Below are 25,311 nucleotides of genomic sequence, written 5' to 3'. Positions count from 1 at the left end.
GTCGGGCTGGAGAGCCGATCAAGGATGCGTTAGACGGTCGTGATCTGCGCAAGGGTCCTCCGTATGAAACGTCTCGCCATCGCCGCAATGGCCGTCCTCGCCGTCGCCGTCCCCGCCGTCCAGGTGGACGCCTGGGGTAATACGGGGCACCGGCTGATCGGGGTGGCGGCGATGCGGGCCCTGCCGGACGACCTGCCCGCCTTCCTTAAGACTCCCGGCGCCGTCGCCGACGTGGGCGAACTGGCGCGCGAGCCCGACCGGTGGAAGGGCGCGGGCCAGCCGCATGACCGCGAGCGCGACACCGCCCACTTCATCGACCTGGACGATCAGGGGCGGGTGTTCGACCAGCGCGGCATGAGCCTGAACGCCCTGCCGCGTCTGAAGTCGGAGTATGACGCCGCCCTGACCCAGGCGGGTCTGGACGTCGACGACGCCGGCTATCTGCCCTACGCCATGATGGACGCCTGGCAGAACCTGGGCCGCGATTTCGCCTATTGGCGCGTGCTGAACGCGGCCGAAAAGCGCGAGACGAACATGGAGCGCCAGGCCTGGTACCGGGCCGACCGCATCCGCCGCGAGGCCCTGATCCTGCGCGACATCGGGGTGATGGGCCATTATGTCGGCGACGGCTCCCAGCCGCACCATACGAGCATCCACTACAACGGCTGGGGCGATTTTCCGAACCCGGAAGGCTTCACCAATTCGCGCCAGACCCACGCCCAGTTCGAAGGCGCCTTCACCAGCCGCGTCGCCCGTCTGGATGCGGTCGAGGCCGCCATGCCCGCCGCCGATCTGACGGGTTTCGATGTCAAGGCGCGCACCGTCGCCTATCTGACCGCCACGCTCGGCACGGTCGTTCCCTTCTACCGACTGGAGAAGGCGGGGGCCTTCCGCGACAACGATCCGCGCGGCGCGGCCTTCGTCAACGAACGGCTGGCGGCGGGTGCGGCCGAGCTGCGCGACTTCATCGCCGCCGCCTGGACCGCCTCGGCCGACGCCTCCATCGGCTGGCCCGCCGTCAAGGTCGCCGAGGTCGAGGCCGGAACCGCCGACCCCTGGCTGGCCCTGGTCGGCGAGGACTGACCCCCGTTATCGGCTCATCCCGGCGAAAGCCGGGACCCAGACCTTTGGGCGCTTCGATCTGAAAGCGGCGCTCGACCTTTCGTCCGACGCATTAAGGCGCCGTTGGCGATGCGAAAGCACTGGGTCCCGGCTTTCGCCGGGATGAGCGGAAAGAGTATGTGCATCGAATGCCCGATCTGACTCCCCCCGCCGTCATCCTCGACAAGCCGCAGATGGCCGAGAACATCGGCGCCGTGGCGCGGGTGATGGCGAACTTCGGCCTTGTCGACCTGCGCCTGGTCAGCCCCCGCGACGGCTGGCCGCAGGAGCGGGCCTGGGCCACGGCCTCGGGCGCCGACTGGGTTCTGGAGGGGGTGCGGGTGTTCGACACGGTCGCCGAGGCCATCGCCGACCTCAACACCGTCTTCGCCACCACCGCCCGCCCGCGTGAGACGCGCCAGCCGGTCCGCACCCCGCGCGAGTCCAGCCGCGTCCTCTATGACGACACCGCCTCGGGCCTGAAGACCGGCCTGCTGTTCGGCGGCGAGCGCGCCGGCCTGGAGACGACCGACATCGCCCTGTGCGCCGGCATCGTCACCATCCCCATCGACCCGAAGCACCATTCGCTGAACCTGGCCCAGGCCGTGGCGATCAACGCCTATGAGTGGCGCACCCTGATCCTGGACGCCCCGCCGCCCCGTTTCCGCGAGGCTGAGCCGCCGGCCTCGAACGACCTGTTGATCGGCCTGTACGAACATCTGGAGGAAGAGCTGGAAAACGGCGGCTTCTTCTACCCGCCCGAGAAGAAGCGCTCGATGAGCCAGAACCTGCGCGTCATGCTGGGCCGCGCCGCCTTCTCCGAACAGGAGGTCGCCACCATGCGCGGCGCCATCCACGCCCTGGCCCGGGGCCGGGGCCGGGTGCTGGCCAAGATGGCGGCGGAACGGGCGGCGAAGGCTGAAACGGGCGAATAGAGGCTCCCATCCCCTCGTCATCCTCGGGCTTGACCCGAGGATCGGATGATCCGCTGCCTTGCATCTCCGTGAAGGCATGGTTCGAACGACGCCCGATCCTCGGGTCAAGCCCGAGGATGACGGCGGTGGAAAAGACGGCGTAGGAAACCTCTCATGAAGCCGGCCCTGATCTACCCGCTGGCGGCGCTGGCGGAGATCGGCGGCTGTTTCGCCTTCTGGGCATGGCTGAAGCTGGACCGCTCGCCGCTGTGGCTGGCGCCGGGCCTTGCCTGTCTGATCGTCTTCGCCTGGCTGTTGACCCTGGTCCCCAACGAGGCGGCGGGCCGGGCCTTCGCCGCCTATGGCGGGGTCTATATCTGCGCCTCCCTGAGCTGGATGGCGATGGTCGAGAAGACGACGCCCGACCGCTGGGATCTGATCGGCGCGGCGGTCTGTCTGGTCGGGGCAAGGATCATCCTGTTCGGGCCGAGGAATTTCTAACATCGCAACCCGATGATGTGCGTGGGCGCTTTCCAAGTTGGATCGGACGTGTTTACTCGCCGAATGAAATTTCGGTCGTTATTCGCGAGCATCCTTGGGCTGGCTTTTTGTTTGACCGCCACCGGTGCGCTCTCGCAATCTTATCACGCGAGAACGGCTTTGCCGTTGGACGGCATTCTGAGCGACGCATCGCCTGATGTGGCGAGCGCCTTCGAGATCACGGACGGCGCACTCCGCCATAGGGCGAGCGGGTTTTCCTGTCCCTCACTCGGCTCCGGCGTGGTTCTGTCTGCGATTGGGGCGGGGGGCTTGCCAGGGCAGGTGCAGACCGAGGCGGTCTTCTGCGAGTATTCCGACGGCGCGAAGCCGGTGGCGAAGGTGGTGTTCAACCGACCTCCGCCCAGCGATCCGCTTTTGACGTCGGACCTTTGCCAAAAACTGGCGCGGGAGTTGCGGCTGCCACAGGGAGCCGGCCGGATACCGGGCGTGAGCCGTATCGACGGGCCGGGACAATCGGCCAGCCTTCCGACCTTGCCGATCAATGGTGAGGCGAAGCCGCTTTCGCGGTGTTCGCACCTACGAGCGCCCCTGGATCGTCCGATCATCGTATTCGACGCTGTCGCCATTCAGGCGTCGAGTGGTTGGGCCGTTACGGTTCTGCACACGCCGCCCCCTCCGCCCTGCTGCGGCGGCTATCAGGGAATTATGAGCACGAGCTTCTTTCTCCTCCCGATCGACTTGCTGAGGCAGGTCGCCAGTGTGCCTGTGTCCGCGCTGCCAAATTCGTTCGAAGGCATCGAGAGTCTGATGCCTGGCCGATGGTTTCAGGCGACCCCGCGACCTTGAGCGACCATAAAGTCTAACCCGCCCCCAACAGATCCGACCAGCGCCAGCTGCCCTTGCCCAGGGCGATCCGCGCCCGGTCGGCGCCGTCCTCCAGCGTCAGCACGGCCAGGCCCGTCATCCGCTGGTTTCGGCACTCGGCCGGGGCGAAGGCGACCTCCAGCGCAATGGCCTGGCGCACCCCGGCCAGACCCTTGCCGGCCTGGTTGCGGCTTTGCAGCCAGTCGCCGTTCCAGACCAGCATGGCCCGACCGGCGGCGTTCATCTCCCGGCTGGCGGCGATTACGGCGCGGCGCACGGCGGCGTCGTCGCGCACGGCGTCCTGGACCCAGCGCACCATGTCGCAGGACCCGCCGCCGGAGCCTGGGCCTGATCCCGTCCCGCCGTTCCCGCCCCCGCCGCCGCCTCCATCGCCGCCCCCTCCGCCCGGACCGGCGCCGACAGTCGCTGCGCCCGCCAGCTGGGCCGCGCCCAACAGGGGCAGGGGCGGTCCCGGCGGGGCGGGGGCGGCGGGCAGGGGTTCGATATCGGGCGGAAGCCGATCGACGATCTTGCGCGGCCGCGCCGCCGCGACGGCGGGCGGGGCGCGTCGGGGGGCGGGCTTGGCCGGGGCGGGTGTCTGGGCCGCCGCCGGGGCGTCAGGCGCCGGCGAAGGATCGGGCGCGGGGATGCGCGCGGGCGGCGGCGGCTGTGGCGGCGGAGCGACCAGTTCGACCAGGATCGCCGGCTCCGGCGTCGGCCGGGCCGGCGGCTCGGGCCGCACGGCCGTCATCATCAGCACCAGGGCCGCATGGCCGAACACCACCGGCGCGACCGCCAGGGCCCGTCGCCGGATCGCCGCCGGGCTCAATCGCCGATCCGTGATGCGATGTGAGACGTCGTTCGCATGGTCATTCGCGACGAACCCCTGTAAAAAATCACGACTGTCTGTTGAAAACATTCAGTCACGTCAGGAAGGTGGCGAAGGTGCGAATACAACTGGTCACTGTCTAAGACCAGCAATAGTCCAGATTGTCCGCCATACGGCGAAGCCTGCTGGCGGCGCAACGTAACGGCGCGCCTTCTGGTTCCAATTGTTCATCGAAAATCGCCGGTTTTGTCGAAGACCGAACGGCTAAGCTGACATTTTGCCGCCTAAAGCGCGTCATTACTCCGCCTTGTCGCCTACCGCAGTTTCATCGGGCGCATGAACTGGGCGTGGCGCCCCCAGCAAGAAGGAGACATGAACTTGAGCAGATCGAAACTCAGGACGGCGGTCCTCGGCGGCGCCCTCATCGCAATGGGCTTTGCGGCCAGCGGCTGCGCCAGCCATCGTTTCGTGCGTGATCAGGTCGAGGTGGTGGACAACCGGGTGACCCAGGTCGAGGGCACGGCGGGCCAGGCCCTGCAACGGGCCAATGACGCCCACAAGCTGGCGGAAGGCAAGTTCCTCTATCAGGTCGTCCTGTCCGACGATTCCGTGAAGTTCCCGACCGACGCCGCCGCCCTGTCGCCCGAGGCGGAGCAACGTCTGGCCCAGTTCGCCCAGCGTCTGCAAAGCGAGAACCGCAACGTCTATCTGGAGATCCAGGGCTATACCGACTCCACCGGCACGCCCGAGCACAACGACCAGCTGGGCGAGCAGCGGGCCGAGGCCGTGCGCCGCTTCCTGAACCGCCAGGGCGTGGCCCTGAACCGGATGTCGACCATCTCCTATGGTCAGGAAGAGCCGGTGGCCTCCAACGACACTCCCGAAGGCCGGGCGCAGAACCGGCGCGTCACCATCGTCGTCCTGGCCTGATCGGGCTTGATCCAGAGATCGGCGGCCGCAGCGATGCGGCCGTCGTTTTCAGGTCTATAGGTCGCGGAAGAAGGCCGGCACGGCCTCGGTCGCAGGACCATAGACCCCCTCGTCGAACAGGCGCGCGCCGGACGTCGGCTCCAGATTGATCTCGACGGTCCGCGCCCCGGCGTAGCGGGCCGACTGCACGAACTCCGCCGCCGGATAGACCGCCCCCGAGGTGCCGATGGAGACGAACAGGTCGCAGGCCGCCAGCGCCGCCTCGATCCGCTCCATGGCCAGAGGCATCTCCCCGAACCAGACGATATGGGGCCGCATCCTCCCTTGCGGATGGTGCGGGGAAGGCTCGTCCGCCGCCATGTCCCCCGCCCAGTCCATCACCACGCCCGAGCGGGTGCAGCGCGCCTTCAGCAGTTCGCCGTGCATATGGATCAGCTCGAACCCGGCGGCGGGCGGCGTCTCGGCATGGGCCCGGTCGTGCAGATCGTCGACGTTCTGCGTCACCAGCAGGAAGTCGCCGTCCCACCGCGCCGCCAGCTCGGCCAGGGCGACATGGGCCGCATTGGGCCGGACCTCCGCCAACTGCCGCCGCCGCTGATTGTAGAAGTCCTGCACCAGGGCGGGGTTCGCCGCATATCCCTCCGGTGTCGCCACCTCTTCCACCCTGTGCCCGCACCACAGGCCGTCTGACGCCCGAAACGTGGGCACGCCGCTCTCGGCCGATATGCCGGCGCCGGTCAGGACGACGAGGCTCATGGCTCGGCTTTTCGAGAACGGCGCTGGTGGGTCATATAGCTTTCAGACGCGGCGTATTCGGGCGGGAGGAGAAACTTTCCTCGCTGGTCGTAGTCTCTTGCGCTCTTATAGTTGCCTGCGCGGATAAGGCGAGCGGCTCGCCAGCCGACGAAGGCGATCCACAACAGCCAGAATGCTGCGGCCACGACTGAGGAAGACGAGACGGCCTATCGGGGAACAAACGGCGCCCACCCCATCAGCGCGGGAACGGCGAAGATGAGTATGCTATCAACTTTCGCTGGAGAGACGGGCATCGACCCAGTGTCGCACCTTAAGATAGGCGTCTCGCCCTTTCATCGCTGACCAATCTGGGCTCCCCCCAGCTTGCCGATTGCGACAGCGGGGCGTGTTCATCGCCTGACCTGTGGCTCGCTCAACAAGCCCCGAAGTTCGCCAGATAGCCGGCGTAGTCGGGCCAGCCAAACCCCATCGGAGCGCGGCGTTGTTCAAGCCGTTCCGGGTCTTCGGTCGGCGCAGGGATCATGCGGCCGTCGACGCATTGCATTTGCGTGCCATACCGTTGGGGGCGGTTCTCGGCGACGGCGATGCGGTCGTACATCATCGCATACTGCCACTTCAGGGCCTCGCCCCGGTCGGCCATCGCCTCCAGCGCCGGAAGAAACCGCTTTTACAAGTCCGTATCGGCGTGCTGGATGACCAGAAAGGCGCCTGTCGCCGCATCCTGGCCGTAGATGGCGTTGGAGAACCAGCCTTCAGGCGGAACCAGCGACAGAACGGTGGCGACGGTCTCCGCACTGACGGCATCGAGCCGCGCTTCGGCCTCCGCACGGGCGGCGCGTCGATCCGCCTCTGAAAGGCCCGAGAGATCGACGCTGTGCATCGCCATCAGCGGTTCCTGATCGAGGGCCAGCGCCAGCTCCAGCTTTTCGCGAGGCGTGGGATTGTCGGGCAAGGCCGTCTGCTTGGCGCGTGCGCTCGCAATGGCCTCGGTCAGGGGACGAAGCGCCGCCTCGGCGGCTGGCGAAAGATCGCCCAAAGTCAGGGCGGCGGCGAGGAACCAAGCCAGCATGAAGCGCTTCTCCGTTGCGGGTTCATACTATTAGGGCGCGTCCAATGCGCAAGCACATCGTGTGCGAGGCGCGCATGATCCGGACTTGTTCAAGACCGTGTCTGAGGCAAGATTTGCCTTGTCGGCTTGGCTCGTGACACACAGGCGCAAACCAAGGAGTCCCCGCCATGAAAACCCGCGCCGCCGTCGCCTTCGAAGCCAAGAAGCCGCTCGAGATCGTCGAGGTTGATCTGGAAGGGCCGCGCGCCGGCGAGGTGCTGATCGAGATCAAGGCGACGGGGATCTGCCACACCGACGCCTATACGCTGGACGGTCTGGACAGCGAGGGCATCTTCCCCTCGATCCTGGGGCACGAAGGCGCGGGCGTGGTGGTCGAGGTGGGGCCGGGCGTGACCTCGGTCGCCGTCGGCGACCACGTCATCCCGCTGTACACGCCCGAGTGCCGCCAGTGTAAGTCGTGCCTGTCGCGCAAGACCAACCTGTGCACCTCGATCCGCGCCACCCAGGGCAAGGGTCTGATGCCCGACGGGACCAGCCGCTTCAGCTACAAGGGCCAGGCCATCGCCCACTATATGGGCTGTTCGACCTTCTCCAACTACACCGTCCTGCCCGAGATCGCGGTGGCGAAGATCCGCAAGGACGCCCCCTTCGACAAGGCCTGCTACGTCGGCTGCGGCGTGACCACCGGCGTCGGCGCCGTGGTCAATACGGCCAAGGTCGAGCCGGGCGCCAACGCCGTGGTCTTCGGCCTGGGCGGCATCGGCCTGAACGTCATCCAGGGGCTGAAGATGGTGGGCGCCGACATGATCGTGGGCGTGGACATCAACCCCGACAAGGAAGAGTGGGGCCGTCGCTTCGGCATGACCCATTTCGTCAATACGAAAGAGGTCTCCGACGTGGTCGCCCATCTGGTCGAACTGACTGGCGGCGGCGCCGACTACACCTTCGACTGCACCGGCAACACCGTGGTCATGCGCCAGGCGCTGGAAGCCTGCCACCGCGGCTGGGGCGAGAGCATCATCATCGGCGTGGCCGAGGCGGGCAAGGAGATCGCCACCCGCCCGTTCCAGCTGGTCACCGGCCGGGTCTGGCGCGGCTCCGCCTTCGGCGGGGCGCGCGGCCGCACCGATACGCCCAAGATCGTCGACTGGTACATGGACGGCAAGATCGAGATTGATCCGATGATCACCCACACCCTGCCGCTGGATCGCATCAACGAAGCCTTCGACCTGATGCATGCGGGCGAGAGCATCCGGTCGGTGGTGGTGTTCTGATGTGGGAGGGCGCGGACTATCGGATCGTAGATCCCAGGCCGATCGCTGCATCCGCGCCTTATACGTTTTTCCTGCCCAATCCTTTGGATGTTGCTGCGCTTAAGGACGGTGACTTCATTAAGGCGACGGTCAAGTCGATTCCCGAAAGCGCCCAATGGGACGCGGAGCGTCTTTGGTTCGTGATCACGAGCGTATCGGATGAAGCCTTCGAAGCGCGGTTGGAGTCCGATCCGCGCGATATGCCGAATCTTGAAAAAGGCAGGGTCATCCAAATTCCGCGACCAGCGGTCGTTGACCTCATTTTCTCAGATGACAGGGCGCAAACGGTCGGGTCACGCGAATATTGGGAGAGATGTCTGGTCGACGGGGCGGTCTTGAATGGGGCGCGCCGTATCGAGTTCATCTATCGAGAGGATGCGGACAACACTTCAGACAGCGCCTTTCACGACAGCGGCTGGCGTATTCGAGCCACCACCTCCGGCCTTTCGGCGCTCGAAGCAGAGCAGGCGACTGTAGAATGTGTGGCCTTGGGTGCTGTCTTGAACAAGGATGATAGTTGGCTGCACCTGATAGACGCCCCTGCTGGATCGGCGTTTCTCCGAGATTTCGAAAACAACATCTGGGTTGAGGAAAAGGAATAGCCCATGTTCACCCACGTCACTGTCGGCGCCAACGATGTCGAGGCGTCGCGCCGCTTCTATGACGCCGCGCTCGGCGCGCTGGGCGTCGACGCCGCTCAGGGGCCTGATCCGAAGGGCCGCTACTGGTGGCGCACGGCCCATGGGGCCTTCGCCGTGGGCAAGCCGATCGACGGCGAACCGGCCTGTCACGCCAACGGCGGCACCATCGGCTTTGCGGCCAAGGATAAGGCGGCGGCCGACGCCTTCCACGCCGCGGGCGTGGAGGCCGGCGGAACCGCGATCGAAGACCCGCCCGGCCTGCGCCAGGGGACGTTCGGCAAACTGTATCTGGCTTATCTGCGCGATCCGTCGGGCAACAAGATTTGCGCTGTGCACCGGGTCGGCTGAACGGCCTGGGTGAGGCGTTGGCGTCGTGATAGCGCTATGCTATCATGACTTATGGCTCAGGTCCTGGTTCGCGATCTCGACGACCGCATCGTCGCCCGTCTCAAGATGATGGCGAAGGCGGAGAACATTTCCCTGGAGCAGAAGTTCAGGGACATGGCCGCGCGCGAGGCCATGGACGTCGAGGCGCGGTTCGAGGCGGCTTCTCGACGATCCCGCGAGCAAACGCGAGGCTCAGCGCTCGACTCCACGGCTCTGATCCGCGAAGACCGCGATCTGTGAGCGCTGTCTTCGACGCCAGCGTCGTCGTCAAATGGTTCATCGACGATCCGCTGGCTGACGCCGCGATCGAGGCGCGCCAAATACACGGCCCGGCCGTTGCGCCGGACCTGATGCTGATGGAAGCGGCCAATGTCTTTCGTCGCTATGTCGTTCGTGGCGAATTGCAGGCGTCGTCCGCGACAGAGAATTTGTCCATCATTCGGCAGGTCGTCGATCTGACCGATCACCGAGCGCTGATTTCGGAAGCCTTCACCTTAGCCTGCGACCTCAACCATTCCATGATCGACTGCCTTTATGCCGTGACGGCGCGACGGCAGGGGCTGGCGCTCATCACCGCCGATGGCAAGCTCGCTCGCAAACTGGGCGCCGTCAATGACATGGATGTTCGTCTCCTGAGCCTGCCGGAAAGCGTCGCATGACCCTCCAAACCACCAAGACCCACATCGTCCATGGCGGCACGCTCCGCTATCTGAAACACGACAGCGCGGCCACGGGCACGCCCATGACCCTGTCGGTCTTCGTTCCGGGCGGGGAGGGGCCCTTCCCGGTCTTGATCTGGCTGTCGGGCCTGACCTGCACCGAGGATAATTTCACCACCAAGGCCGGCGCCTACCGGGCCGCCGCCGAGCACGGCCTCATCATCGTGGCGCCCGACACCAGCCCGCGCGGGGAAGGCGTCGCCGACGACCCAGCCTATGACCTGGGCCAGGGGGCGGGCTTCTACGTCGATGCGACCCAGGACCCCTGGGCGCCGCATTTCCGCATGGAAACCTATGTCACGGACGAACTGATCGCCCTGATCGACGCGGAGTTCCCGACCACCGGCGTCCGGTCGATCAGCGGCCATTCCATGGGCGGCCACGGCGCCCTGACCCTGGCGCTGCGCCATCCGGACCTGTTCCGTTCGGTCTCCGCCTTCGCCCCCATCTGTTCGCCGACGCGCTGCCCCTGGGGCGAAAAGGCCTTCACCGCCTATCTGGGCGAGGACCGGGCCGAATGGGACCGTCACGACGCCGCCAGGCTGATCGAGGCCGGCGCCGCGCGTGGTGTCTATGACGACATACTGGTGGACCAGGGCGGCGCCGACAGCTTCCTGACCGACCAGCTGAAGCCCGAACTGCTGCGCGCGGCCGCCGAGGCCTCAGGCCAGGGCCTGACCCTGCGGCTGCAGCCCGGCTATGACCACTCCTACTTCTTCATGACCAGCTTCATCGCCGACCACGTCGCCTTCCACGCCGCGCGGTTGAGGGGCTAGAATCATGAGCCTTCGGCTGACGCTGTTTGCCGGCTTGGCCTTGTGCCTTTCGGCCGGGGCGTCGGCGGCGCAAGAGCAGTCCGGCGATCTGGATTGGAGGCCCCAGGGCGTCGTTCCCGCCTATGCCGAGGCGGGGCCGTTGATCCGCATTGATCAGGGGCACGGCAGCCTTCAGACGATCGAGGGACGCTATGCGGGTTTCGCCGCCCTGCTGCGCGCCGACGGCTATCGGGTGGAGGCGGGGCGCGGGCGTCTGGACGAGGCCGGCGCGCTGCGGGACGTCGCGGTGCTGGTGGTCGTCAATCCCGCCGCTCCCAAAGACGGATCTCGCATTTCAGCCTTCGATCCCGGCGAAATCGAAGCGGCGGCCAACTGGGTCAGCCAGGGCGGCTCGCTGCTGCTGGTCGCCGATCATGCGCCCCACGGTTCGGCGGCGGAGGCCCTGGCGGAGCGGTTCGGCGTCAAAATGGGCAAGGGCTACGCCTTTCAGCGGATAGGCGACGATCTGACCGCCAACCTGACCTTTCCGTCTCAGGCCCTGGGCGATCATCCCATCATCGCCGGGCGAAATGAAGCCGAGCGCGTCCGTGTCGTGAAGACCTTCACGGGCCAGTCGCTGGAGGGCCCCGCCGGCTCCACCATCTTGATGGCGATGAGCGCGGACGCTCTGGAGGCGACCGACAGAGAGGCCTTGCAAGCCGTTCGGGAGGGCCTGGCCCGAGGCGAGCGGGCCGAAACCCTATTCAGCGGGCACACGCGACCGGCGTTACCCGCCCAGGGTCTGGCCTTCTCCTTTGGACGGGGGCGGGTGGTGGTGCTGGGCGAGGCGGCGATGTTGACCGCCCAGATCATTCGTTTTCCCGACCAGCCGGACCGCGCGCCGGTTCGGTTCGGCCTCAACACCGAAGGGCACGACGATCAGCAGTTTGCGCTGAACCTGGCGCACTGGCTGTCCCGTCTGATCCCCTGATGTTAAGGGGACGGGATGAACGCCCCCGATCCCTATGAGCCGATGTTTTCCGCCCTGTGCCGCGAGGTGGGCTTTTGCCTGCATGAGAAGGGGCAAAAGCGCGTGATCGCCGCCCTGCCGGGCGGGCTGGACGCCGCCGTGCGGGCGGTCCTCGCTGCGGAAGGGGTGGACGAGCCCAATGCGCCGGGCGATCTGAAGCGGGCGGTGCGCGACTGTCTGAAGTCCAACTTGCCAGCTTGACCGTTCCCGGCCGATAAGTCGGAACGAATCCAGGCGTCGTCGCTTGGGTTTCACGAACGGGCGCCTAGATGAGGCGTATCGGAAATCTGTCGCGAGAGGAAACTCCCCATGGCCTTCACCCTGCCCCCGCTGCCCTATGCCTATGACGCGCTGGAGCCGGCCATCGACAAGGAGACGATGACCTTCCACCATGACAAGCACCATCAGACCTATGTCGACAATCTGAACAAGGCGGTCGACGCCGACGCCTCGCTTCAGAACAAGACTCTGGAAGAGATCTTCACCAGCATCTCGACCGCGCCCAAGGCCGTGCGCAACAACGGCGGCGGTCACTGGAACCACAGCCTGTTCTGGGAACTGCTGGCCCCGGCGGGTCAGACGGGCGAACCCTCGGCCGAGCTGGCCGCCGCCATCGACCGCGACCTGGGCGGCATGGACAAGTTCAAGGAAGACTTCAACGCCGCCGGCGCCGCCCAGTTCGGCTCGGGCTGGGCCTGGCTGATCGTGCAGAACGGCAAGCTGAAGATCACCTCCACCCCGAACCAGGACAATCCGCTGATGGATGTGGTCGAGGAGCGGGGCGAGGTCGTTCTGGGCGCCGACGTCTGGGAACACGCCTATTATCTGAAATACCAGAACCGCCGCGCCGACTATCTGAAGTCGTTCTGGACGGTGGTGAACTGGAATAAGGTCAACGAACTGTACGCCGCCGCGGTCGCCCAATAACGGCGGGCTTAGGCAAGCCGAACGAACACCCGCCGGAGAGACCTCCGGCGGGTGTTCTCGTCAGATGGGCAGGCCGTCGCGCAGCCGGTCGTTCATCCGCTCGGCGTGATGGCGGCGCACGGTGCGGCGCTGGCGCAGCAGGTCGTGGATGCCGTCGGCCAGATCCAGCAGCTGGTGGTCGCTGAGCGGCTCGACCAGATCAACCAGTCGGCGCTTCAGCGTCTCGAACCCGCGGTCGGACAGGCCGGCCTGAAAGCGCGGGGCGTCGGTTCGCATTTCAATCCTCCCTTCTCCTCGGCGGTCTGCGTCGGAACAGGAAAGAAGCGAGGCCCGGCTTGGTTCCCCGCCATCGTGCTTAACGGCCTGTCTGACTTGACTCCGACAGTCTGCATGGCCATAAGCGCCGCCTTCCACGCCTCGGTTCGCCGCAGGCGGGATTCATGACGGAAGATGCGTGGACCGCCGTTGAGATCGCATCCCCAATTCAGGGGACGCCGGGCCGCATCGTCGAAAAGAGAATAGAATGTCCAAGCGCCACAGCGCCAAATACAAGATCGACCGCGCCATGGGTGAAAACCTGTGGGGTCGCGCCAAGTCTCCGGTCAACAAGCGTTCCTACGGTCCCGGTCAGCACGGCCAACGCCGCAAGTCCAAGGTCTCTGACTTCGGCCTGCAACTGAAGGCCAAGCAGAAGCTGAAGGGCTACTACGGCAACATCACCGAGAAGCAGTTCGCCAAGACCTATGACGAGGCTGCTCGCCGCAAGGGCAACACCTCGGAAAACCTGATCGGCCTGCTGGAATCGCGCCTGGACGCCATCGTCTATCGCGCCAAGTTCGTGCCCACGGTCTGGGCCGCCCGCCAGTTCGTCAGCCACGGCCACGTCCTGGTCAACGGCAAGAAGGTCGACATCGGCTCCTATCGCGTGAAGCCCGACGACGTCGTCTCGGTGAAGGAAAAGTCGCGCAACATGGCCCTGGTGCTGGAAGCCCAGCAGTCGTCGGAACGCGACGTGCCGGACTATCTGGAACTGTCGGACCGTTCGTTCGCCGTCCGCTACGTCCGCGTGCCGGAACTGTCGGACGTGCCCTACGCCGTCAAGATGGAACCGAACCTGGTCGTCGAATACTACGCTTCGTAAGCGGAGCTTACGAAGCTTTCTTCAAGGGGGCTATCGCCCTTCGGGCTACTTGAGCCCCTTGGTCGTCCCTTTGAAGTGTTCAGTTGAGGGCCTCGGATTCGTCCGGGGCCCTTCGTCTTTATGCTGTTCCCTCAAGGAGCGAACAGGCGCATTCTCGGCCGGTTCAGGCTTTGAGGCAGGGGAGGTCGTCCGTTGCACGACTCCATCATGAAACGCTTGGCTTTGATCGCCGCCGCATCGGCGAGCTTGGCCGCCTGTGCGGGCGGTCTGGACGGGCCCACCGTCTCGACCGTCGGCATGCCCGGCGCCCTGGAGCCGATCCATGCAGCGGCCTTCACCAAGGACCAGGCGGTCTTCTGGGTCAGCTCCAACGGCTGCACCCGCAAGGAGGATCTGATCCCCATCGTCAGCATCAAGGGCGGGGATGCGATCATCACCCTGCGCCGGATCGACGAGGACACCTGCGACAAGCCTTCGATCCGCGGCGTCGAGCTGAAATGGTCGTTCGAAGAGTTGGGGCTGGCGCCCGGCTCGCCCGTCAGCGTCAACAATCCCTATCAGCTGCCCCAGACCTGATCGGCCCTCAGCGGCCGTATCCGGGCCAGTGGGCCTTGCCGGCGCGTTCGTACTGGGGCGGCAGACCTTCGTCCTGACCCAGGGCGACGGCGGCGTGATGGGCCCAGTTGGGATCGTCGAGCACGGCGCGGGCCACCGCGATCAGATCGGCCTGTCCCGAGGCGACGATCGCCTCGGCCTGGTGGGGATCGAAGATCATGCCCACGGCCATGACGCTGGCCTGGGGCGCCGCCTGTTTGACCGCCTCGGCGAAGCGGACCTGATAGCCGGGCTGGTCGCCGGGGATCGGGGCGCGGGGGACGTTGCCGCCCGAGGACAGGTGCAGATAGTCGTAACCCAAGCCGTGCAGCGCCTGGCCGAAGGCGACGGCCTCCTCCAGCGCCACGCCGCCCTCGACCCAGTCCGAACCGTTGAAGCGCGCGCCCACGGCCTTGGTCCGAGGCCAGGCCTCGCGCAAGGCCTTTGCGACGCGCAGGGGAAAGCGCGCCCGGTTCTCGGCCGAGCCGCCGTAGGCGTCGGTGCGGCGGTTCGACAGGGGCGACAGGAATTCGCTCAGCAGATAGCCGTGGGCGGCGTGCAGTTCGACCAGGTCGAAGCCTGCCTGGTCCGCCCGGCGCGCCGCCGCCTCGAAGGCGGCGACCACATGGTTCATGTCGGCCTCGGTCATCTCCAACGGGGTATGCCAATCCTCGCGGAAGGGCAGGGCCGAGGGGCCGTAGGTGGTCCAGGCTCCGTCCTCGGCCGCCAGAGGGCCGCCCCCCTTCCACGGCGCGGCGGTCGAGGCCTTGCGTCCCGCATGGCCCAGCTGAATCCCAATCGGAGTGTCGCAATAGGTCCGCACGCCGCGAAGGATGTCGGCGAAGGCCTGGGCCTGTTCGTCGTTCCACAGGCCGACGTCGTCCGGGGTGATGCGGCCCTCGGGCGTGACGCCCGTCGCCTCGATGATGACTAGGCCGGCGCCGGACAGGGCCAGCCGGCCGATGTGCTGGTGGTGCCAGGGCTGGGGCGCGCCGTCGATCGCGGAATACTGGCACATGGGCGCCACGACGATGCGATTGCGCAGGGTCAGGGGGCCGAGGGCGTGGGGCGAGAAGAGGCGGCTCATGGCGGGCAGGTCCGGTGGGCGGCGACTGCAACTATGTCTGTTTCGAAGCGGATCAAGCCCGACCTTTCCGATTGTTCACCTGGCTTGCCGAAAATTCACGTGTGTGGCGGCGGTGAGCGCGTCACAAAAGGCTCAAGCTTCAACTGGGGAACACCAATGCTTCGCCTCGCTCTCGCCATCGCCATCGCCGCCCCGCTGCTGTCGGGCTGCATCATCGTTTCGACCGAAAAGCCGACCACCCGGGTCATCACTACCCCGGCGTCCGACCAATGATGCGGGGGCTGCGTATCCTGGCGGTCGGCGCCCTGGCCGCGCCGCTGCTGGCCGGCTGCGTCATCTATGACAGCGAAGCCGGCGAGAATGTCTCGGTCAACGTCTCGCGCAGGGACGGGCCTCCGGCGGAGGCCATCCGCGAAGCCCGCTTCGCCGACGGCGCCCTGGTGGCGCGGGTCGATTCCAACGGCTGCACCCAGGCGTCGGATTTCGAAGTGTCGATCGCCGACAATGATCCGACCGAAATCACCCTGCGCCGGACCAAACAGGACCTGTGCAAGGCCCTGGTTCCCGACGGGGTCGAACTGCGCTGGACCTATGCCGAACTGGGTCTGGAGCCGGGAACCCCGGCCCGCATCGTCAATCCGCTGAAATAGCCGTCGCCTCGGTCGTCGTCGAAAAGACGGCGACCATCGGCGGGGGGATGCGGTGCGGCCTCAAGGTGGCGGCGTCCACCAGGCACCATTCGGACACGCCCTGAGCGCACAGCCGGCCCTGGCCGTCCTCGATCCGGACATAGCGGTTGAACCGCGGCCCCTGGGGATCGCCGACCCAGGTACGGGCCATGACGCCGGTCGCGTTCGGCTCTATGGCGCGCAGATAGTCGATCTCGTGCCGCAGGGCGACCCAGGACCAGTGGGCCCGCGTCGCTTCGTCGAACCGGGCGTTCCAATGGGCCGTGCCGACGTCCTGAAGCCAGCCGACATAGACCACATTGTTCACATGGCCGTTGGCGTCGATATGGTCGGGCCGGACCTCCAGCGGGACGACGAAGACCTCCCGGTCCTCGCGCGGCGTCAGGGCTGGACGCGCCATCAGGCCTCGCCCGCGCCCCCGTCCAGGGCCACGCCCTTTTCGGCCATCAGGGCCTGAAGCTCGCCGGCCTGGAACATCTCGCGCACGATGTCCGAGCCGCCGACGAATTCGCCCTTCACATAAAGCTGCGGAATGGTCGGCCAGTCGGTGAAGGTCTTGACGCCTTCGCGCAGGGCCTCGTCCTGCAAGACGTCGACGCCGACGAAGGGCGCGCCCACATGGTCGAGAATCTGCACCGCCAGGGACGAGAAGCCGCAGCGCGGCTGGTCCGGCGTGCCCTTCATGAACAGGACGACGTCGTGCTGGCTCACGGTGTCGCTGATGAAGGCGTGGACGGGGTCGGCGGAAACGGTGTCGGTCACGGGAGAAGCCTTTCGCGAAGACCGTCAGCTAGGGAGAGGGGACCGCCGGGTCAAGGCGCGGCGAACCGACGCGGTTCTGACGCGCTCAGTCAGGCCGCGGCCGAGGCGGCGACGCGACCCATTTCGATCTGGGCGGCCAGGGACGGGGGCAGATCGCGCTCGGGCGTCTCGGCCAAGATCCGCAGATGGTCGGGGTCGGTGGCGCGCACGATGACGCTTGAGATCGTCGTCTCAGTCAGCACATAGCCCAGGCAGATGGACTCGGCCGACCAGCCGGGGGTGCGATACAGAAAGCCGAAGGCGTCCGGTCCGCCAGAACGTTGCGGCGGCTTGGGCGCGCCCAGACCGAACAGGCCCTTTTTGGCGACGGTCTCTGGGCCGCGCGGCCTGGCGCGACGGTCGGTGTAGAAGTCATAGGCGATGACGGCCATGTCCTGTTCGCGTGCGGCGCGCAGGCGGTTGCGTCGCTTCCAGTCAGCATTGATGTCGAACGGCGTCGCCAGGACGTCGAAGGCGCCGGTGGAGATATAGGCGTCCATGACGTCGCCCGAACCCGCCACGCCCAGCAGTTTGACGCGGTCGGCCGCGCGCGCCGCCTTCAGAGCGTTCAGCGCCTGTTGCGACAGTTCGTGTTCCCCCGGTTCCTGCAGGATGGCGATGTCGATCCACCCCAGTCGCGAGAAGTGCAGCACGCGATCCAGGGCGGCGGTCATGGCTTCGGCCGAAAAGTCGCGGTCGGCGCCCAGGGTCAGGGCCACGCACACCAGTTTGCGGTCCACGTGGGACAGGGCTTCGCCCAGAATCTCGGCCAGAACGGAATCGGCGGTCTCCAGTCGATAGGCGTTGATGCCCGCCTCAAGCGCCGAGTAGAGCAGGTCCAGCGCCGCTTCGCGTCCCCGCGCCAGGCAGTCGGGGCCGAGGCTGAGCGTCAGATTGGAAATCGCCGCGCCCGAGGCGCCGAAGGGACGATAGCGCATCCGATCACCCCTTGTCGGACGGGGCTGAGGTTTCCAGGGCCAGGGCGTGCAGGGCGCCGCCCATCTGTCCCTTCAGGGCGGCGTAGACCAACTGATGCTGGCGCACGCGCGCCAGGCCCGCAAAGGCGTTGGAAACGATGCGGGCGCGATAATGATCGCCGTCCCCGGCGAGGTCTTCGATGGCGATTTCCGCGTCGGGAAAGGCGTCGATCAGATGCCGACGCAGGGTTTCGACGGACATGGGCATGGGCGGGCCTTCGATCTGGTCGCGTCAGACTGCCCCATAAACCTTAACGACGGACTACGGCGGGGCCGGTTCGGTCAGCCTGCGCCCAGTTCGCGCTCAGTTCGCGCCCAGTCGCACCCCGGGGTCGTTCGAACAGCTGAACCGGCTCGTCCCTATAGGTGGTGCGCCGATAGGGGCGGTAGCCGACCCGCTCGGCCAGGCGAACGGAGGCCAGATTGTCGGGCGAAATCATGCACAGGGTCCGCGCCGCTCTCAGATGGGCGTCGGCCCAGGCCAGGGCCGCCTCCAGGGCCTCTTTCGCAAAGCCCCGTCCCTGGAAGGCGGGCGCCAGGCCCCAGCCCAGTTCCGGATCGTCGATCGGCGGATCGATCAGCCGTCGATGATCCAGGATCGAGACATTGCCCACATAGGCGCCGCCTTCGACCAGGCGGATCGTCCAACTGCCGTAGCCCCTTACGCCCCATTGGCCCAGGTCGCGCAGCAGGCGGAACCAGACCTCCTCGGTGGTCATGGGACGGCCGGTGATGTGGCGCGTAAAGTCCGCATCGGCCCAGAGGGCTTGCAGGTCCTCAAGGTCGGCCAGATCGACCGGCGTCAGCACCAGCCGCTCGGTGGTCAGGGTCGGCCGGTTCATCCGAACAGGCTTTCGGCGTTCAAGATTTCGGTCCCCCCGTCGGCGCGTGTGACGGCGTAGGTGAAGCCGGGCTGAAGGGCGAAGGCCCCGACGCGCCCCGCCTTGGTCAGGGCCAGAAGCCCGACCTGGGCCTCAGCGACGGCCCGCCCCCGCAGCCGGGCGATCCGTTCGATCGTCTGCCGACAGGCGGTCGCGGGGTCCATTCCGTGACGCATGGCCTCGACCACGGCGTGGGCGCCGCAGACCCGCAGCACCTCTTCACCCACCCCGGTCGCCGTGGCGGCGCCGACCTCGCCGTCCACGAACAGGCCGGCGCCCACGATCGGACTGTCGCCCACGCGGCCGCGCATCTTGAACGCCATGCCGGAGGTGGTGCAGGCCCCGGCCATGCGGCCGGTCGCGTCGCGGCCCAGCACGCCGATGGTGTCATGATCCAGAACCCCGCCGGCGCCCGCCCGGCGCCAGTCGTCATTCTCGCTGTTGGCGCGCGGGGCGTAGCGGGCGGTCTTCAGCCATTCGCGCCAGGCGGCCTCGGCCTGGGGCGTCAGCAAATTCGTCGTCTCAAAGCCTTCCGACAGGGCGAAGTCCCGCGCGCCGGCGCCGACCAGGATGACGTGGGGGGTCTTCTCCATCACCCGGCGCGCGACCGAGACGGCGTGAACCACGTCCTCAAGGGCGCAGACGGCGCCCAGACCGCCGGCGTCGTCCATGATCACGGCGTCCAGGGTCACATGGCCGTCCCTGTCCGGATAGCCGCCCAGGCCGACCGAGGCGTTGGTCGGGTCCGCCTCGGGCACGCGGGCCGCCGCCTCGACCATGTCCAGGGCCGAGCCGCCGCTCTGGCGCACCCTCCAGCCTTCGGCGTTGGCCGCCGCGCCGAAGTCCCAGGTCGAGGCCATGACGACGGGCGCCGCTTCGGCCAAGGCCGATCCAGCGGCTGCGGCCCCCGCAGCGGCGAGTCCGGACGCGGCGATCAGGCTGCGGCGCGACAGATTGATCATCACATCAGACCCAATTGTTTGAAGCTGGCCACCCCGTCGCGGCCGACGACCAGATGGTCGTGAACCTCGACATTAAGGGCGCGGCCGGCCTGCACAACCTGTTTGGTGATCTCGATGTCGGCGCGGCTGGGCGTCGGGTCGCCGGAAGGGTGGTTGTGCACCAGAATCAGGGCGCTGGCCGACAGCTCCAGGGCGCGACGCACCACTTCGCGCGGATAGACCGGCGCGTGATCCACCGTGCCCCTGTTCTGGACCTCATCCAGGATCAGCTGGTTCTTCTTGTCCAGGTAGAGGACGCGGAACTGCTCGCGCGGCTCGTGCTGCAAGGCCACGCGCACATAGGCCAGAAGGGCGCTCCAGGACGAGATGACGGGCCGTTTCGCCGTCGGCTCGCGCGCGATCCGCCGCGTCACGTCGAAGATCAGCTGAAGGTCCAGCGCCACCGCCCGCGTCGCCTTGCCGGGCGCATAGCCCAGGGAACGCGCCACCTGATCCTCGACCGCCTCGTGGCTGGCGGCGCCGATGCCTTCCAGCCCGCCGAACCGGGCCAGCAGATCCTTGGCCAGCGGCTTGGTGTCCTTATAGGGCACGCTGCGGAACAGCAGCAGTTCCAGCAGCTCATAGTCGGGCAGGGCGCCCAGACCACCCTTGGCGGCCCGCTCGCGCAGCCGGTCGCGATGACCGCTGTGGCGCGGCGACGACTTGGTTCGGCCCGGCGCCCCGGCCGCTTCGTCCGTCTCCGACATCAGGGCTTGGTCTGCTCGGGGCCGAACTCCAGCCCCGCAGGCCAACGCGGCCACCGCGGGGGAAGGGGCGCGTCCGTCGGGGGCGGCGACTGGTCGTGATGGCTCAGATAGCGTGTTCCATCCATCCGCGTGGCCGCCATTCCGACGCGGCCCTCTTCATCCGCAAAAACAGGGATGAGCATCCAGCCGCCCGACCAATCTGCGGCGCCCGCATGGTCGCTCGGCGCCCCGCGGCTCAGATAGGCGCCCCCCCGCGCCTTCAGCCCGCAGGCGGGGTCGTCCTCAGCGTAGGCGACGCAATGGGTCAGCGGGGCGTTCGAGGCGGACACCCAACAGCTGAACCAAGCCTTTGTCTCCAAAGGAACGCATCGCCGAGCAGCCGTCTGGCGATCGTCGGCGGGTCGGTCTCGCTCGACCTCAGACCTGTCGGCCGAAGCGCAACCGAGCGTTAGAAGAAACAAGCCGGCGGCGGCGTAAGGCGTCTTCATCGTCGTGCTCTTCGGTTGTGCGGCGGCAACCTAGCGTCACGACATCGAAGAGGATAGAGCCTGTGCGCAGGCGGCGTGGCTCTCGCCCGCTCAGTTCGGGCGGAACAGTCCTGCCGGAGAGGCGGTGAAGATTTCCAGCCCGTCTTCCGTCACCCCGATGGTGTGTTCGCACTGGGCCGACAGGGACTTGTCGCGGGTCACGGCGGTCCAGCCGTCGGACAGGACCTTCACATGGGGTTTGCCCAGGTTCACCATCGGCTCGACGGTGAAGAACATGCCGGCCTTCAGCACGGCGCCCTCGCCCTTCCTGCCATAGTGCAGGACGTTGGGGCTGTCGTGGAAGACGCGGCCGATGCCGTGGCCGCAGAAGTCGCGCACCACGCTCATCCGCTGGGCCTCGACGAACTTCTGGATGGCGAAGCCGATGTCGCCGAACGTATTGCCCGGCTTGACCTGCTCCAGGCCCAGCTCCAGCGACTGATAGGTGACGTCGATCAGCTTCCTGGCTCGTGCATTGATCTCGCCCACCGCATACATGCGGCTGGAATCGCCGTGCCAGCCGTCGACGATGACGGTGTGGTCGATGTTGACGATGTCGCCCTCTTTCAGAACCTTGTCGCCGGGGATGCCGTGGCAGACGACGTGGTTGATCGAGGTGCAGACGGTCTTCTCATAGCCCTTGTAGCCCAGGCAGGCGGGCAGCCCCCCGTGGTCCAGGGTGAATTCGCGGATCAGGTCGTCGATCGCGCCTGTCGTCACGCCCGGTTTCACATGGGCGGCGATCATGTCCAGAGCCTCGGCGACCAGACGACCGGCCTTGCGCATGCCTTCGAAATCCTCCGCCTGATGGATGCGGATGGCGCTGGAGCGGACCAGGGCGTCGGTTTCCAGTTCGGGCGTTTCGTACATGGGGCTCTATTCGGCGACGGAAGCGGCTTCAGATGGCGATCCTATCACGGATACGCAAGGCGAATGTGGGGCGGTCAGGGATTCCTTCCGTTGCGGAAAGAATGACTGTGTATTGCGCGACACTGGCGTTCATCCGAATGAACCTGCCCCGGCGTAACCTCTCGCCGGTGTGATCATGTGGGCTTTTTCAGACACAGTTTCGCCCGTTTCCGGGCGGAGACCCGCCACGCATGCAACGTTTTCCTGACGAAAGCGCTGCCGTGCGATCGACCTCCCCGAATACCCACCGCCGCTTAAATGGCGGGGGCTGAACTATAGGAATGGCTTTTATGACTCCCAGGAATTTCGCCCGCGTGGGCGGCATTGCGCTGACGACCGCCCTGCTGGCCGGCGTCGCCGCTCCGGCCATGGCCGGCTCCTTCTACGTCCAGGAACAATCGACCCGCGCCCAGGGCCGCGCCAACGCCGGCGTCGGCGCCGACAAGGGCGTCCAGTCGCTGTGGTGGAACCCGGCCGCCATCGCCGGAACCCAGCGTGAACTCTATGTCGGCATGCACGGCCTGGTCCTGGATTCCGACGTCGACAACACCGGCTCGACCCTGACCTACAATGTGCCGGTCGCCGGCGTCGGCGTCGTCAGCCGCACCTATCCGGTCAACGGCGACCCGCACGTCCAAGAGGTGGTCGAAAGCGGCATCGTGCCGAACTTCGCCGTCTCCATGCCGATCGGCGACCGCTTCAACGTCGGCCTGGCCGTCCAGGCGCCGTACAACTTCACCACCAAGTACGAGCCGACGGACTTCGCCCGTTACGACGCCCTGACGTCGGAACTGCGCTCGGCCAACGTCAGCCTGGTCGCCGCCATGACGGTCACCGACTGGCTGGACATCGGCGCCGGCTTCGACGCTCAGTTCGCCAAGGCCACCCTGTCCTCGGCCCTGCCGAACGCGCCGATCCCGGCCGTTCTGTCGCCCGCCTATGTCGTCTCGCCGTCGACCGACGGCCGCAACCAGCTGGAAGGCGACGGCTGGAACTACGGCTGGAACGCCGGCGCCCAGATGCATTTCGGCAAGCTGGACCTGGGTCTGTCGTATCGCTCCAAGATCGAGCACGAGCTGGACGGCACGGTGAACATCTCGGGCCTGACCGGCGTCCTGGCTCCCGCCAACGTCTCGGCTGACGGCGTCGCCAGTTTCACCACCCCCTGGTTCGCCACCGTCTCGGCCCGCTACGCCGTCAATGACCGCCTGACCCTGAACGCCCAGGTCAATCAGATCGGCTGGAGCGAGTTCGACGCCATCCGCGTCGCTTACGGCGCCACGGGATCCTCGACCATCGTTCAGGACTATGACGACGTCACCACCGGCGCGATCGGCTTCGACTACAAGATTGATCCGACCATGACGGTCCGCGCCGGCCTGGGCTATGACCCGACCCCGACGCCGGACGATCACCGCACCGCCCGCATCCCCGACGGCGACCGCTGGCTGTACGCCGCCGGCCTGTCCAAGACGGTCGGTTCGATGACCTTCGACGGCGCCGTGACCTATATCGACATCGACACGGCCACGATCAACGACACGCGCGACCTGTACAACAACGGCCTGGTCATCTCGAACCTGCGGGGCGAGGCCAAGGGTTCGGGCGTCGGCTTCTCGCTGGGCGCGACCTGGAACTTCTAAGTCGGTTCAGCCCCGGCTGACATGACAACGGCGGCGCCTGCAAAGGCGCCGCCGTTTTTCTTTCCAGACCCTCTCCCGCAGGCGGGGGGAAGGCGGTGAGAATCACCCCTTGGCGGCGTAGCCCTTGCCGCCGTTGGAGGGGCGGCGACGGGGGCGGCGCTTCATCTCGCCGACCGGACGGGGCTCGTGCTGGCGCGCATCGGACGGACGCGGTTCGCGCGGGGTCGTCTTTTCACCGGCCAGGGGGTTGTAGGTCTTTTCCGGACGGGGAGCGGCCGCCTCGCCGCCGGGGCGGTTGCGGCGCTGGCGGTGGGGCTGGCCGCCGCCTTCCGGACGCACGCCGTCGCGGTGGGGATTGCGACGACCCCGGCCGCCCCGTCCCTGGCCATGACCGCCTTCGTGACGCTCGCCGCCTTCGCGTTCGGGCAGAGTCGCCTTCTTGGCCACGCCGGCGGCCATGATGGAGGCGTCCAGGGCCGCCAGCTGTTTGTCGTTGCGGCGGTCCGCAACCGGGATCTTCTGGCGCGTGACCTTTTCGATGTCGCGCAGCAGCTTCATCTCGTCGCCGGCGACGAAGCTGACGGCGGTGCCGTCCTTGCCCGCCCGCGCGGTGCGGCCGATGCGGTGGACATAGGATTCCGGCACGTGCGGCAGTTCGAAGTTCACCACGTGGGAGACGCCGTCCACGTCGATGCCGCGCGCGGCGATGTCGGTGGCGACCAGCACCCGCAGCTTGCCCTTCTTGAAGGCTTCCAGGGTGCGTTCACGCTGGGGCTGGGACTTGTTGCCGTGGATGGCGCCGGCCTCGACCCCGCCGGCTTCCAGATAGGCCGCGACCTTGTCGGCGCCGTGCTTGGTCTTGGTGAAGACCAGGCAGCGCTTGTACTCGGGATCGCTGAACATCTCGGTCAGCAGGGCGCGCTTCTTGCCCTGTTCGATATAAACCACCGACTGGGCGATGCGCTGGACCGTGGTCGATTGCGGCGTGACCTGGACCTTGACCGGATCCTTCAGCAGTTCGCCCGCCAGTTTGCCGATTTCGGTCGGCATGGTGGCCGAGAAGAACAGGTTCTGACGGCGCGCCGGCATGCGGCTGACGATCTGACGGATCGGCTTGATGAAGCCGAGGTCCAGCATCTGGTCAGCCTCGTCCAGAACGAAGATCTCGGTCGAGGACAGGTCCAGCGTCTTTTGCTGGATATGGTCCAGCAGACGGCCGGGCGCCGCGACCAGGATGTCCAGACCCTGTTGCAGGGCGCGTTCCTGGGCGCCGTACTTCACGCCGCCGAAGATCACGGCGACGCGGAAGCCGAGATGCGCGCCATAGGCCTTGAAACTGTCGCCGATCTGGGTGGCCAGTTCGCGAGTGGGGCTCAGGATCAGGGCGCGGGTGGTGCGGGGCACAGGCGGGGTGCGGTTCTCGGCCAGCCGATGCAGGATCGGCAGGGCGAAGGCCGCCGTCTTGCCGGTGCCCGTCTGGGCGATGCCCAAGAGGTCCTTGCCGGCCATGACGTCGGGGATGGCCTTTTCCTGGATCGGAGTGGGCTTGACGTAGCCGGTCGAGGCCAGGGCCTGGAGGAGGGCCTTATTGAGGCCCATGGATTCGAAGGTGATGCTC

The 25,311-nt window shown here is 66.9% G+C and carries 34 protein-coding genes; 18 read left to right on the top strand and 16 right to left on the bottom strand.

What is annotated here, in order from left to right:
• Positions 1–63 precede the first annotated feature (63 nt).
• The 4 genes from BSP_RS00225 to BSP_RS00210 all read left to right on the top strand — a co-directional run bounded on the left by BSP_RS00225 (position 64) and on the right by BSP_RS00210 (position 3,362).
• Positions 64–1,083: a S1/P1 Nuclease gene (locus tag BSP_RS00225; protein WP_152948885.1), complete on the top strand. Its 1,020-nt coding sequence runs from the start codon at positions 64–66 to the stop codon at positions 1,081–1,083.
• 167 nt (positions 1,084–1,250) lie between these two features.
• Positions 1,251–2,036 (top strand): RNA methyltransferase, encoded by a 786-nt coding sequence (locus tag BSP_RS00220; protein WP_152948884.1) that lies wholly within the window; start codon positions 1,251–1,253, stop codon positions 2,034–2,036.
• A gap of 153 nt (positions 2,037–2,189) precedes the next feature.
• Positions 2,190–2,516: a YnfA family protein gene (locus tag BSP_RS00215; protein ID WP_152948883.1), complete on the top strand. Its 327-nt coding sequence runs from the start codon at positions 2,190–2,192 to the stop codon at positions 2,514–2,516.
• A 63-nt stretch (positions 2,517–2,579) separates the two neighbouring features.
• A complete protein-coding gene (locus tag BSP_RS00210; RefSeq protein WP_227975999.1) occupies positions 2,580–3,362 on the top strand; it encodes a hypothetical protein in 783 nt (260 codons plus the stop codon).
• 13 nt (positions 3,363–3,375) lie between these two features.
• Here the strand turns inward: BSP_RS00210 and BSP_RS00205 are convergent, their stop codons facing one another.
• Positions 3,376–4,209: a hypothetical protein gene (locus BSP_RS00205; RefSeq protein WP_152948881.1), complete on the bottom strand. Its 834-nt coding sequence runs from the start codon at positions 4,207–4,209 to the stop codon at positions 3,376–3,378.
• A gap of 372 nt (positions 4,210–4,581) precedes the next feature.
• On the opposite strand from BSP_RS00205, the gene BSP_RS00200 reads away from it, so the two are divergent.
• Positions 4,582–5,139 (top strand): OmpA family protein, encoded by a 558-nt coding sequence (locus BSP_RS00200; protein WP_194166985.1) that lies wholly within the window; start codon positions 4,582–4,584, stop codon positions 5,137–5,139.
• Between the two features lie 54 nt (positions 5,140–5,193).
• On the opposite strand, the gene BSP_RS00195 is transcribed toward BSP_RS00200, so the two are convergent.
• The 3 genes from BSP_RS00195 to BSP_RS00185 form a co-directional block, all read right to left on the bottom strand.
• Entirely contained in the window at positions 5,194–5,895 is a 702-nt protein-coding gene (locus BSP_RS00195) for an NAD-dependent deacylase (RefSeq protein ID WP_152948880.1), read from the bottom strand.
• 412 nt (positions 5,896–6,307) lie between these two features.
• A complete protein-coding gene (locus BSP_RS00190) occupies positions 6,308–6,544 on the bottom strand; it encodes a DUF6624 domain-containing protein (RefSeq protein WP_370513385.1) in 237 nt (78 codons plus the stop codon).
• Between the two features lie 18 nt (positions 6,545–6,562).
• Positions 6,563–6,964 carry a hypothetical protein gene (locus tag BSP_RS00185; protein ID WP_152948878.1) on the bottom strand — a complete coding sequence of 134 codons (402 nt, stop codon included), beginning with the start codon at positions 6,962–6,964 and terminating at the stop codon, positions 6,563–6,565.
• Between the two features lie 167 nt (positions 6,965–7,131).
• Here BSP_RS00185 and BSP_RS00180 point away from each other — a divergent pair, with 167 nt between their 5' ends.
• The 9 genes from BSP_RS00180 to BSP_RS00145 all read left to right on the top strand — a co-directional run bounded on the left by BSP_RS00180 (position 7,132) and on the right by BSP_RS00145 (position 12,736).
• Positions 7,132–8,238 (top strand): S-(hydroxymethyl)glutathione dehydrogenase/class III alcohol dehydrogenase, encoded by a 1,107-nt coding sequence (locus BSP_RS00180; RefSeq protein ID WP_152948877.1) that lies wholly within the window; start codon positions 7,132–7,134, stop codon positions 8,236–8,238.
• Positions 8,238–8,879 carry a DUF2185 domain-containing protein gene (locus tag BSP_RS00175; protein WP_152948876.1) on the top strand — a complete coding sequence of 214 codons (642 nt, stop codon included), beginning with the start codon at positions 8,238–8,240 and terminating at the stop codon, positions 8,877–8,879. The genes BSP_RS00180 and BSP_RS00175 overlap by 1 nt, the downstream gene beginning before the upstream one ends.
• Positions 8,880–8,882: 3 nt before the next feature.
• Positions 8,883–9,266: a VOC family protein gene (locus tag BSP_RS00170; protein WP_152948875.1), complete on the top strand. Its 384-nt coding sequence runs from the start codon at positions 8,883–8,885 to the stop codon at positions 9,264–9,266.
• Between the two features lie 51 nt (positions 9,267–9,317).
• A complete protein-coding gene (locus BSP_RS16155; protein ID WP_183215148.1) occupies positions 9,318–9,545 on the top strand; it encodes a hypothetical protein in 228 nt (75 codons plus the stop codon).
• Positions 9,542–9,964 carry a type II toxin-antitoxin system VapC family toxin gene (locus tag BSP_RS16150; RefSeq protein ID WP_183215147.1) on the top strand — a complete coding sequence of 141 codons (423 nt, stop codon included), beginning with the start codon at positions 9,542–9,544 and terminating at the stop codon, positions 9,962–9,964. The genes BSP_RS16155 and BSP_RS16150 overlap by 4 nt, the downstream gene beginning before the upstream one ends.
• Positions 9,961–10,800, top strand: a complete 840-nt coding sequence (fghA, locus tag BSP_RS00160) for an S-formylglutathione hydrolase (RefSeq protein ID WP_152948873.1) — start codon at positions 9,961–9,963, stop codon at positions 10,798–10,800. Before BSP_RS16150 ends, fghA begins: the two co-directional genes overlap by 4 nt.
• A gap of 4 nt (positions 10,801–10,804) precedes the next feature.
• Positions 10,805–11,770, top strand: a complete 966-nt coding sequence (locus BSP_RS00155; RefSeq protein WP_152948872.1) for a DUF4350 domain-containing protein — start codon at positions 10,805–10,807, stop codon at positions 11,768–11,770.
• 15 nt (positions 11,771–11,785) lie between these two features.
• Complete coding sequence (locus BSP_RS00150; RefSeq protein WP_152948871.1) at positions 11,786–12,010, top strand: hypothetical protein; 225 nt, start codon at positions 11,786–11,788, stop codon at positions 12,008–12,010.
• A gap of 108 nt (positions 12,011–12,118) precedes the next feature.
• Entirely contained in the window at positions 12,119–12,736 is a 618-nt protein-coding gene (locus BSP_RS00145; protein ID WP_152948870.1) for a superoxide dismutase, read from the top strand.
• A 60-nt stretch (positions 12,737–12,796) separates the two neighbouring features.
• On the opposite strand, the gene BSP_RS00140 is transcribed toward BSP_RS00145, so the two are convergent.
• Positions 12,797–13,012 (bottom strand): hypothetical protein, encoded by a 216-nt coding sequence (locus BSP_RS00140; RefSeq protein ID WP_054763945.1) that lies wholly within the window; start codon positions 13,010–13,012, stop codon positions 12,797–12,799.
• Positions 13,013–13,259: 247 nt separating this feature from the next.
• On the opposite strand from BSP_RS00140, the gene rpsD reads away from it, so the two are divergent.
• Both rpsD and BSP_RS00130 read left to right on the top strand, forming a co-directional pair.
• On the top strand, positions 13,260–13,877 hold the full coding sequence (rpsD, locus tag BSP_RS00135) for a 30S ribosomal protein S4 (RefSeq protein ID WP_054763944.1): 618 nt from the start codon (positions 13,260–13,262) through the stop codon (positions 13,875–13,877).
• Positions 13,878–14,084: 207 nt separating this feature from the next.
• The gene (locus tag BSP_RS00130; protein WP_182714204.1) at positions 14,085–14,453 is read left to right on the top strand and encodes a hypothetical protein; all 369 of its coding nucleotides are present in this window, start codon (positions 14,085–14,087) and stop codon (positions 14,451–14,453) included.
• 7 nt (positions 14,454–14,460) lie between these two features.
• On the opposite strand, the gene BSP_RS00125 is transcribed toward BSP_RS00130, so the two are convergent.
• Positions 14,461–15,558, bottom strand: coding sequence for an NADH:flavin oxidoreductase/NADH oxidase (locus BSP_RS00125; RefSeq protein WP_152948868.1), 1,098 nt, complete (start codon positions 15,556–15,558; stop codon positions 14,461–14,463).
• 269 nt (positions 15,559–15,827) lie between these two features.
• Between BSP_RS00125 and BSP_RS00120 the strand changes: the two genes are divergently transcribed.
• Positions 15,828–16,208, top strand: coding sequence for a hypothetical protein (locus BSP_RS00120; protein WP_152948867.1), 381 nt, complete (start codon positions 15,828–15,830; stop codon positions 16,206–16,208).
• On the opposite strand, the gene BSP_RS00115 is transcribed toward BSP_RS00120, so the two are convergent.
• From BSP_RS00115 to map, 9 genes are all read right to left on the bottom strand, one after another.
• Complete coding sequence (locus BSP_RS00115) at positions 16,192–16,647, bottom strand: thioesterase family protein (RefSeq protein WP_152948866.1); 456 nt, start codon at positions 16,645–16,647, stop codon at positions 16,192–16,194. The genes BSP_RS00120 and BSP_RS00115 overlap by 17 nt on opposite strands.
• Positions 16,647–17,009 carry a Grx4 family monothiol glutaredoxin gene (gene grxD, locus BSP_RS00110; protein WP_054763940.1) on the bottom strand — a complete coding sequence of 121 codons (363 nt, stop codon included), beginning with the start codon at positions 17,007–17,009 and terminating at the stop codon, positions 16,647–16,649. Before grxD ends, BSP_RS00115 begins: the two co-directional genes overlap by 1 nt.
• A gap of 89 nt (positions 17,010–17,098) precedes the next feature.
• Entirely contained in the window at positions 17,099–17,986 is an 888-nt protein-coding gene (locus BSP_RS00105) for an oxidoreductase (protein ID WP_152948865.1), read from the bottom strand.
• Between the two features lie 4 nt (positions 17,987–17,990).
• Entirely contained in the window at positions 17,991–18,233 is a 243-nt protein-coding gene (locus BSP_RS00100) for a BolA/IbaG family iron-sulfur metabolism protein (RefSeq protein ID WP_054763938.1), read from the bottom strand.
• A gap of 43 nt (positions 18,234–18,276) precedes the next feature.
• Entirely contained in the window at positions 18,277–18,867 is a 591-nt protein-coding gene (locus BSP_RS00095) for a GNAT family N-acetyltransferase (RefSeq protein WP_152948864.1), read from the bottom strand.
• Positions 18,864–19,868 carry a N(4)-(beta-N-acetylglucosaminyl)-L-asparaginase gene (locus tag BSP_RS00090; RefSeq protein ID WP_152948863.1) on the bottom strand — a complete coding sequence of 335 codons (1,005 nt, stop codon included), beginning with the start codon at positions 19,866–19,868 and terminating at the stop codon, positions 18,864–18,866. The genes BSP_RS00095 and BSP_RS00090 overlap by 4 nt, the downstream gene beginning before the upstream one ends.
• Positions 19,868–20,614 carry a DNA repair protein RadC gene (gene radC / locus BSP_RS00085; protein WP_152948862.1) on the bottom strand — a complete coding sequence of 249 codons (747 nt, stop codon included), beginning with the start codon at positions 20,612–20,614 and terminating at the stop codon, positions 19,868–19,870. The genes BSP_RS00090 and radC overlap by 1 nt, the downstream gene beginning before the upstream one ends.
• Complete coding sequence (locus BSP_RS00080) at positions 20,614–20,943, bottom strand: hypothetical protein (protein ID WP_054763880.1); 330 nt, start codon at positions 20,941–20,943, stop codon at positions 20,614–20,616. Before BSP_RS00080 ends, radC begins: the two co-directional genes overlap by 1 nt.
• 249 nt (positions 20,944–21,192) lie before the next feature.
• Complete coding sequence (gene map, locus BSP_RS00075) at positions 21,193–22,011, bottom strand: type I methionyl aminopeptidase (protein ID WP_152948861.1); 819 nt, start codon at positions 22,009–22,011, stop codon at positions 21,193–21,195.
• A gap of 329 nt (positions 22,012–22,340) precedes the next feature.
• Here map and BSP_RS00070 point away from each other — a divergent pair, with 329 nt between their 5' ends.
• A complete protein-coding gene (locus tag BSP_RS00070) occupies positions 22,341–23,693 on the top strand; it encodes an OmpP1/FadL family transporter (protein ID WP_227975998.1) in 1,353 nt (450 codons plus the stop codon).
• Between the two features lie 102 nt (positions 23,694–23,795).
• On the opposite strand, the gene BSP_RS00065 is transcribed toward BSP_RS00070, so the two are convergent.
• Positions 23,796–25,292, bottom strand: coding sequence for a DEAD/DEAH box helicase (locus BSP_RS00065; RefSeq protein WP_054766722.1), 1,497 nt, complete (start codon positions 25,290–25,292; stop codon positions 23,796–23,798).
• Between the last annotated feature and the right edge of the window lie 19 nt (positions 25,293–25,311).

Source organism: Brevundimonas sp. Bb-A (assembly GCF_009394735.1).
GTDB classification, from domain to species: Bacteria; Pseudomonadota; Alphaproteobacteria; order Caulobacterales; family Caulobacteraceae; genus Brevundimonas; species Brevundimonas aurantiaca.
This window is presented reverse-complemented; position numbering and strand designations above follow the sequence as displayed.

Bases quoted from the DNA above. Each gene is read 5' to 3' on its own strand.
- map (WP_152948861.1), bottom strand. From the start codon at position 22,011: ATGTACGAAACGCCCGAACTGGAAACCGACGCCCTGGTCCGCTCCAGC.
- BSP_RS00070 (WP_227975998.1), top strand. From the start codon at position 22,341: ATGACTCCCAGGAATTTCGCCCGCGTGGGCGGCATTGCGCTGACGACC.
- BSP_RS00120 (WP_152948867.1), top strand. From the start codon at position 15,828: ATGATGCGGGGGCTGCGTATCCTGGCGGTCGGCGCCCTGGCCGCGCCG.
- BSP_RS00210 (WP_227975999.1), top strand. From the start codon at position 2,580: ATGAAATTTCGGTCGTTATTCGCGAGCATCCTTGGGCTGGCTTTTTGT.
- radC (WP_152948862.1), bottom strand. From the start codon at position 20,614: ATGTCGGAGACGGACGAAGCGGCCGGGGCGCCGGGCCGAACCAAGTCG.
- BSP_RS00100 (WP_054763938.1), bottom strand. From the start codon at position 18,233: ATGCCCATGTCCGTCGAAACCCTGCGTCGGCATCTGATCGACGCCTTT.
- BSP_RS00115 (WP_152948866.1), bottom strand. From the start codon at position 16,647: ATGGCGCGTCCAGCCCTGACGCCGCGCGAGGACCGGGAGGTCTTCGTC.
- BSP_RS00090 (WP_152948863.1), bottom strand. From the start codon at position 19,868: ATGATCAATCTGTCGCGCCGCAGCCTGATCGCCGCGTCCGGACTCGCC.
- BSP_RS00125 (WP_152948868.1), bottom strand. From the start codon at position 15,558: ATGAGCCGCCTCTTCTCGCCCCACGCCCTCGGCCCCCTGACCCTGCGC.
- rpsD (WP_054763944.1), top strand. From the start codon at position 13,260: ATGTCCAAGCGCCACAGCGCCAAATACAAGATCGACCGCGCCATGGGT.
- BSP_RS00145 (WP_152948870.1), top strand. From the start codon at position 12,119: ATGGCCTTCACCCTGCCCCCGCTGCCCTATGCCTATGACGCGCTGGAG.
- BSP_RS00130 (WP_182714204.1), top strand. From the start codon at position 14,085: ATGAAACGCTTGGCTTTGATCGCCGCCGCATCGGCGAGCTTGGCCGCC.
- BSP_RS00225 (WP_152948885.1), top strand. From the start codon at position 64: ATGAAACGTCTCGCCATCGCCGCAATGGCCGTCCTCGCCGTCGCCGTC.
- BSP_RS00155 (WP_152948872.1), top strand. From the start codon at position 10,805: ATGAGCCTTCGGCTGACGCTGTTTGCCGGCTTGGCCTTGTGCCTTTCG.
- BSP_RS00140 (WP_054763945.1), bottom strand. From the start codon at position 13,012: ATGCGAACCGACGCCCCGCGCTTTCAGGCCGGCCTGTCCGACCGCGGG.
- BSP_RS00195 (WP_152948880.1), bottom strand. From the start codon at position 5,895: ATGAGCCTCGTCGTCCTGACCGGCGCCGGCATATCGGCCGAGAGCGGC.
- BSP_RS00180 (WP_152948877.1), top strand. From the start codon at position 7,132: ATGAAAACCCGCGCCGCCGTCGCCTTCGAAGCCAAGAAGCCGCTCGAG.
- BSP_RS00200 (WP_194166985.1), top strand. From the start codon at position 4,582: ATGAACTTGAGCAGATCGAAACTCAGGACGGCGGTCCTCGGCGGCGCC.
- BSP_RS16155 (WP_183215148.1), top strand. From the start codon at position 9,318: ATGGCTCAGGTCCTGGTTCGCGATCTCGACGACCGCATCGTCGCCCGT.
- BSP_RS00105 (WP_152948865.1), bottom strand. From the start codon at position 17,986: ATGCGCTATCGTCCCTTCGGCGCCTCGGGCGCGGCGATTTCCAATCTG.
- fghA (WP_152948873.1), top strand. From the start codon at position 9,961: ATGACCCTCCAAACCACCAAGACCCACATCGTCCATGGCGGCACGCTC.
- BSP_RS00095 (WP_152948864.1), bottom strand. From the start codon at position 18,867: ATGAACCGGCCGACCCTGACCACCGAGCGGCTGGTGCTGACGCCGGTC.
- BSP_RS00215 (WP_152948883.1), top strand. From the start codon at position 2,190: ATGAAGCCGGCCCTGATCTACCCGCTGGCGGCGCTGGCGGAGATCGGC.
- BSP_RS00170 (WP_152948875.1), top strand. From the start codon at position 8,883: ATGTTCACCCACGTCACTGTCGGCGCCAACGATGTCGAGGCGTCGCGC.
- BSP_RS00220 (WP_152948884.1), top strand. From the start codon at position 1,251: ATGCCCGATCTGACTCCCCCCGCCGTCATCCTCGACAAGCCGCAGATG.
- BSP_RS00185 (WP_152948878.1), bottom strand. From the start codon at position 6,964: ATGCTGGCTTGGTTCCTCGCCGCCGCCCTGACTTTGGGCGATCTTTCG.
- BSP_RS00175 (WP_152948876.1), top strand. From the start codon at position 8,238: ATGTGGGAGGGCGCGGACTATCGGATCGTAGATCCCAGGCCGATCGCT.
- BSP_RS00065 (WP_054766722.1), bottom strand. From the start codon at position 25,292: ATGGGCCTCAATAAGGCCCTCCTCCAGGCCCTGGCCTCGACCGGCTAC.
- BSP_RS00150 (WP_152948871.1), top strand. From the start codon at position 11,786: ATGAACGCCCCCGATCCCTATGAGCCGATGTTTTCCGCCCTGTGCCGC.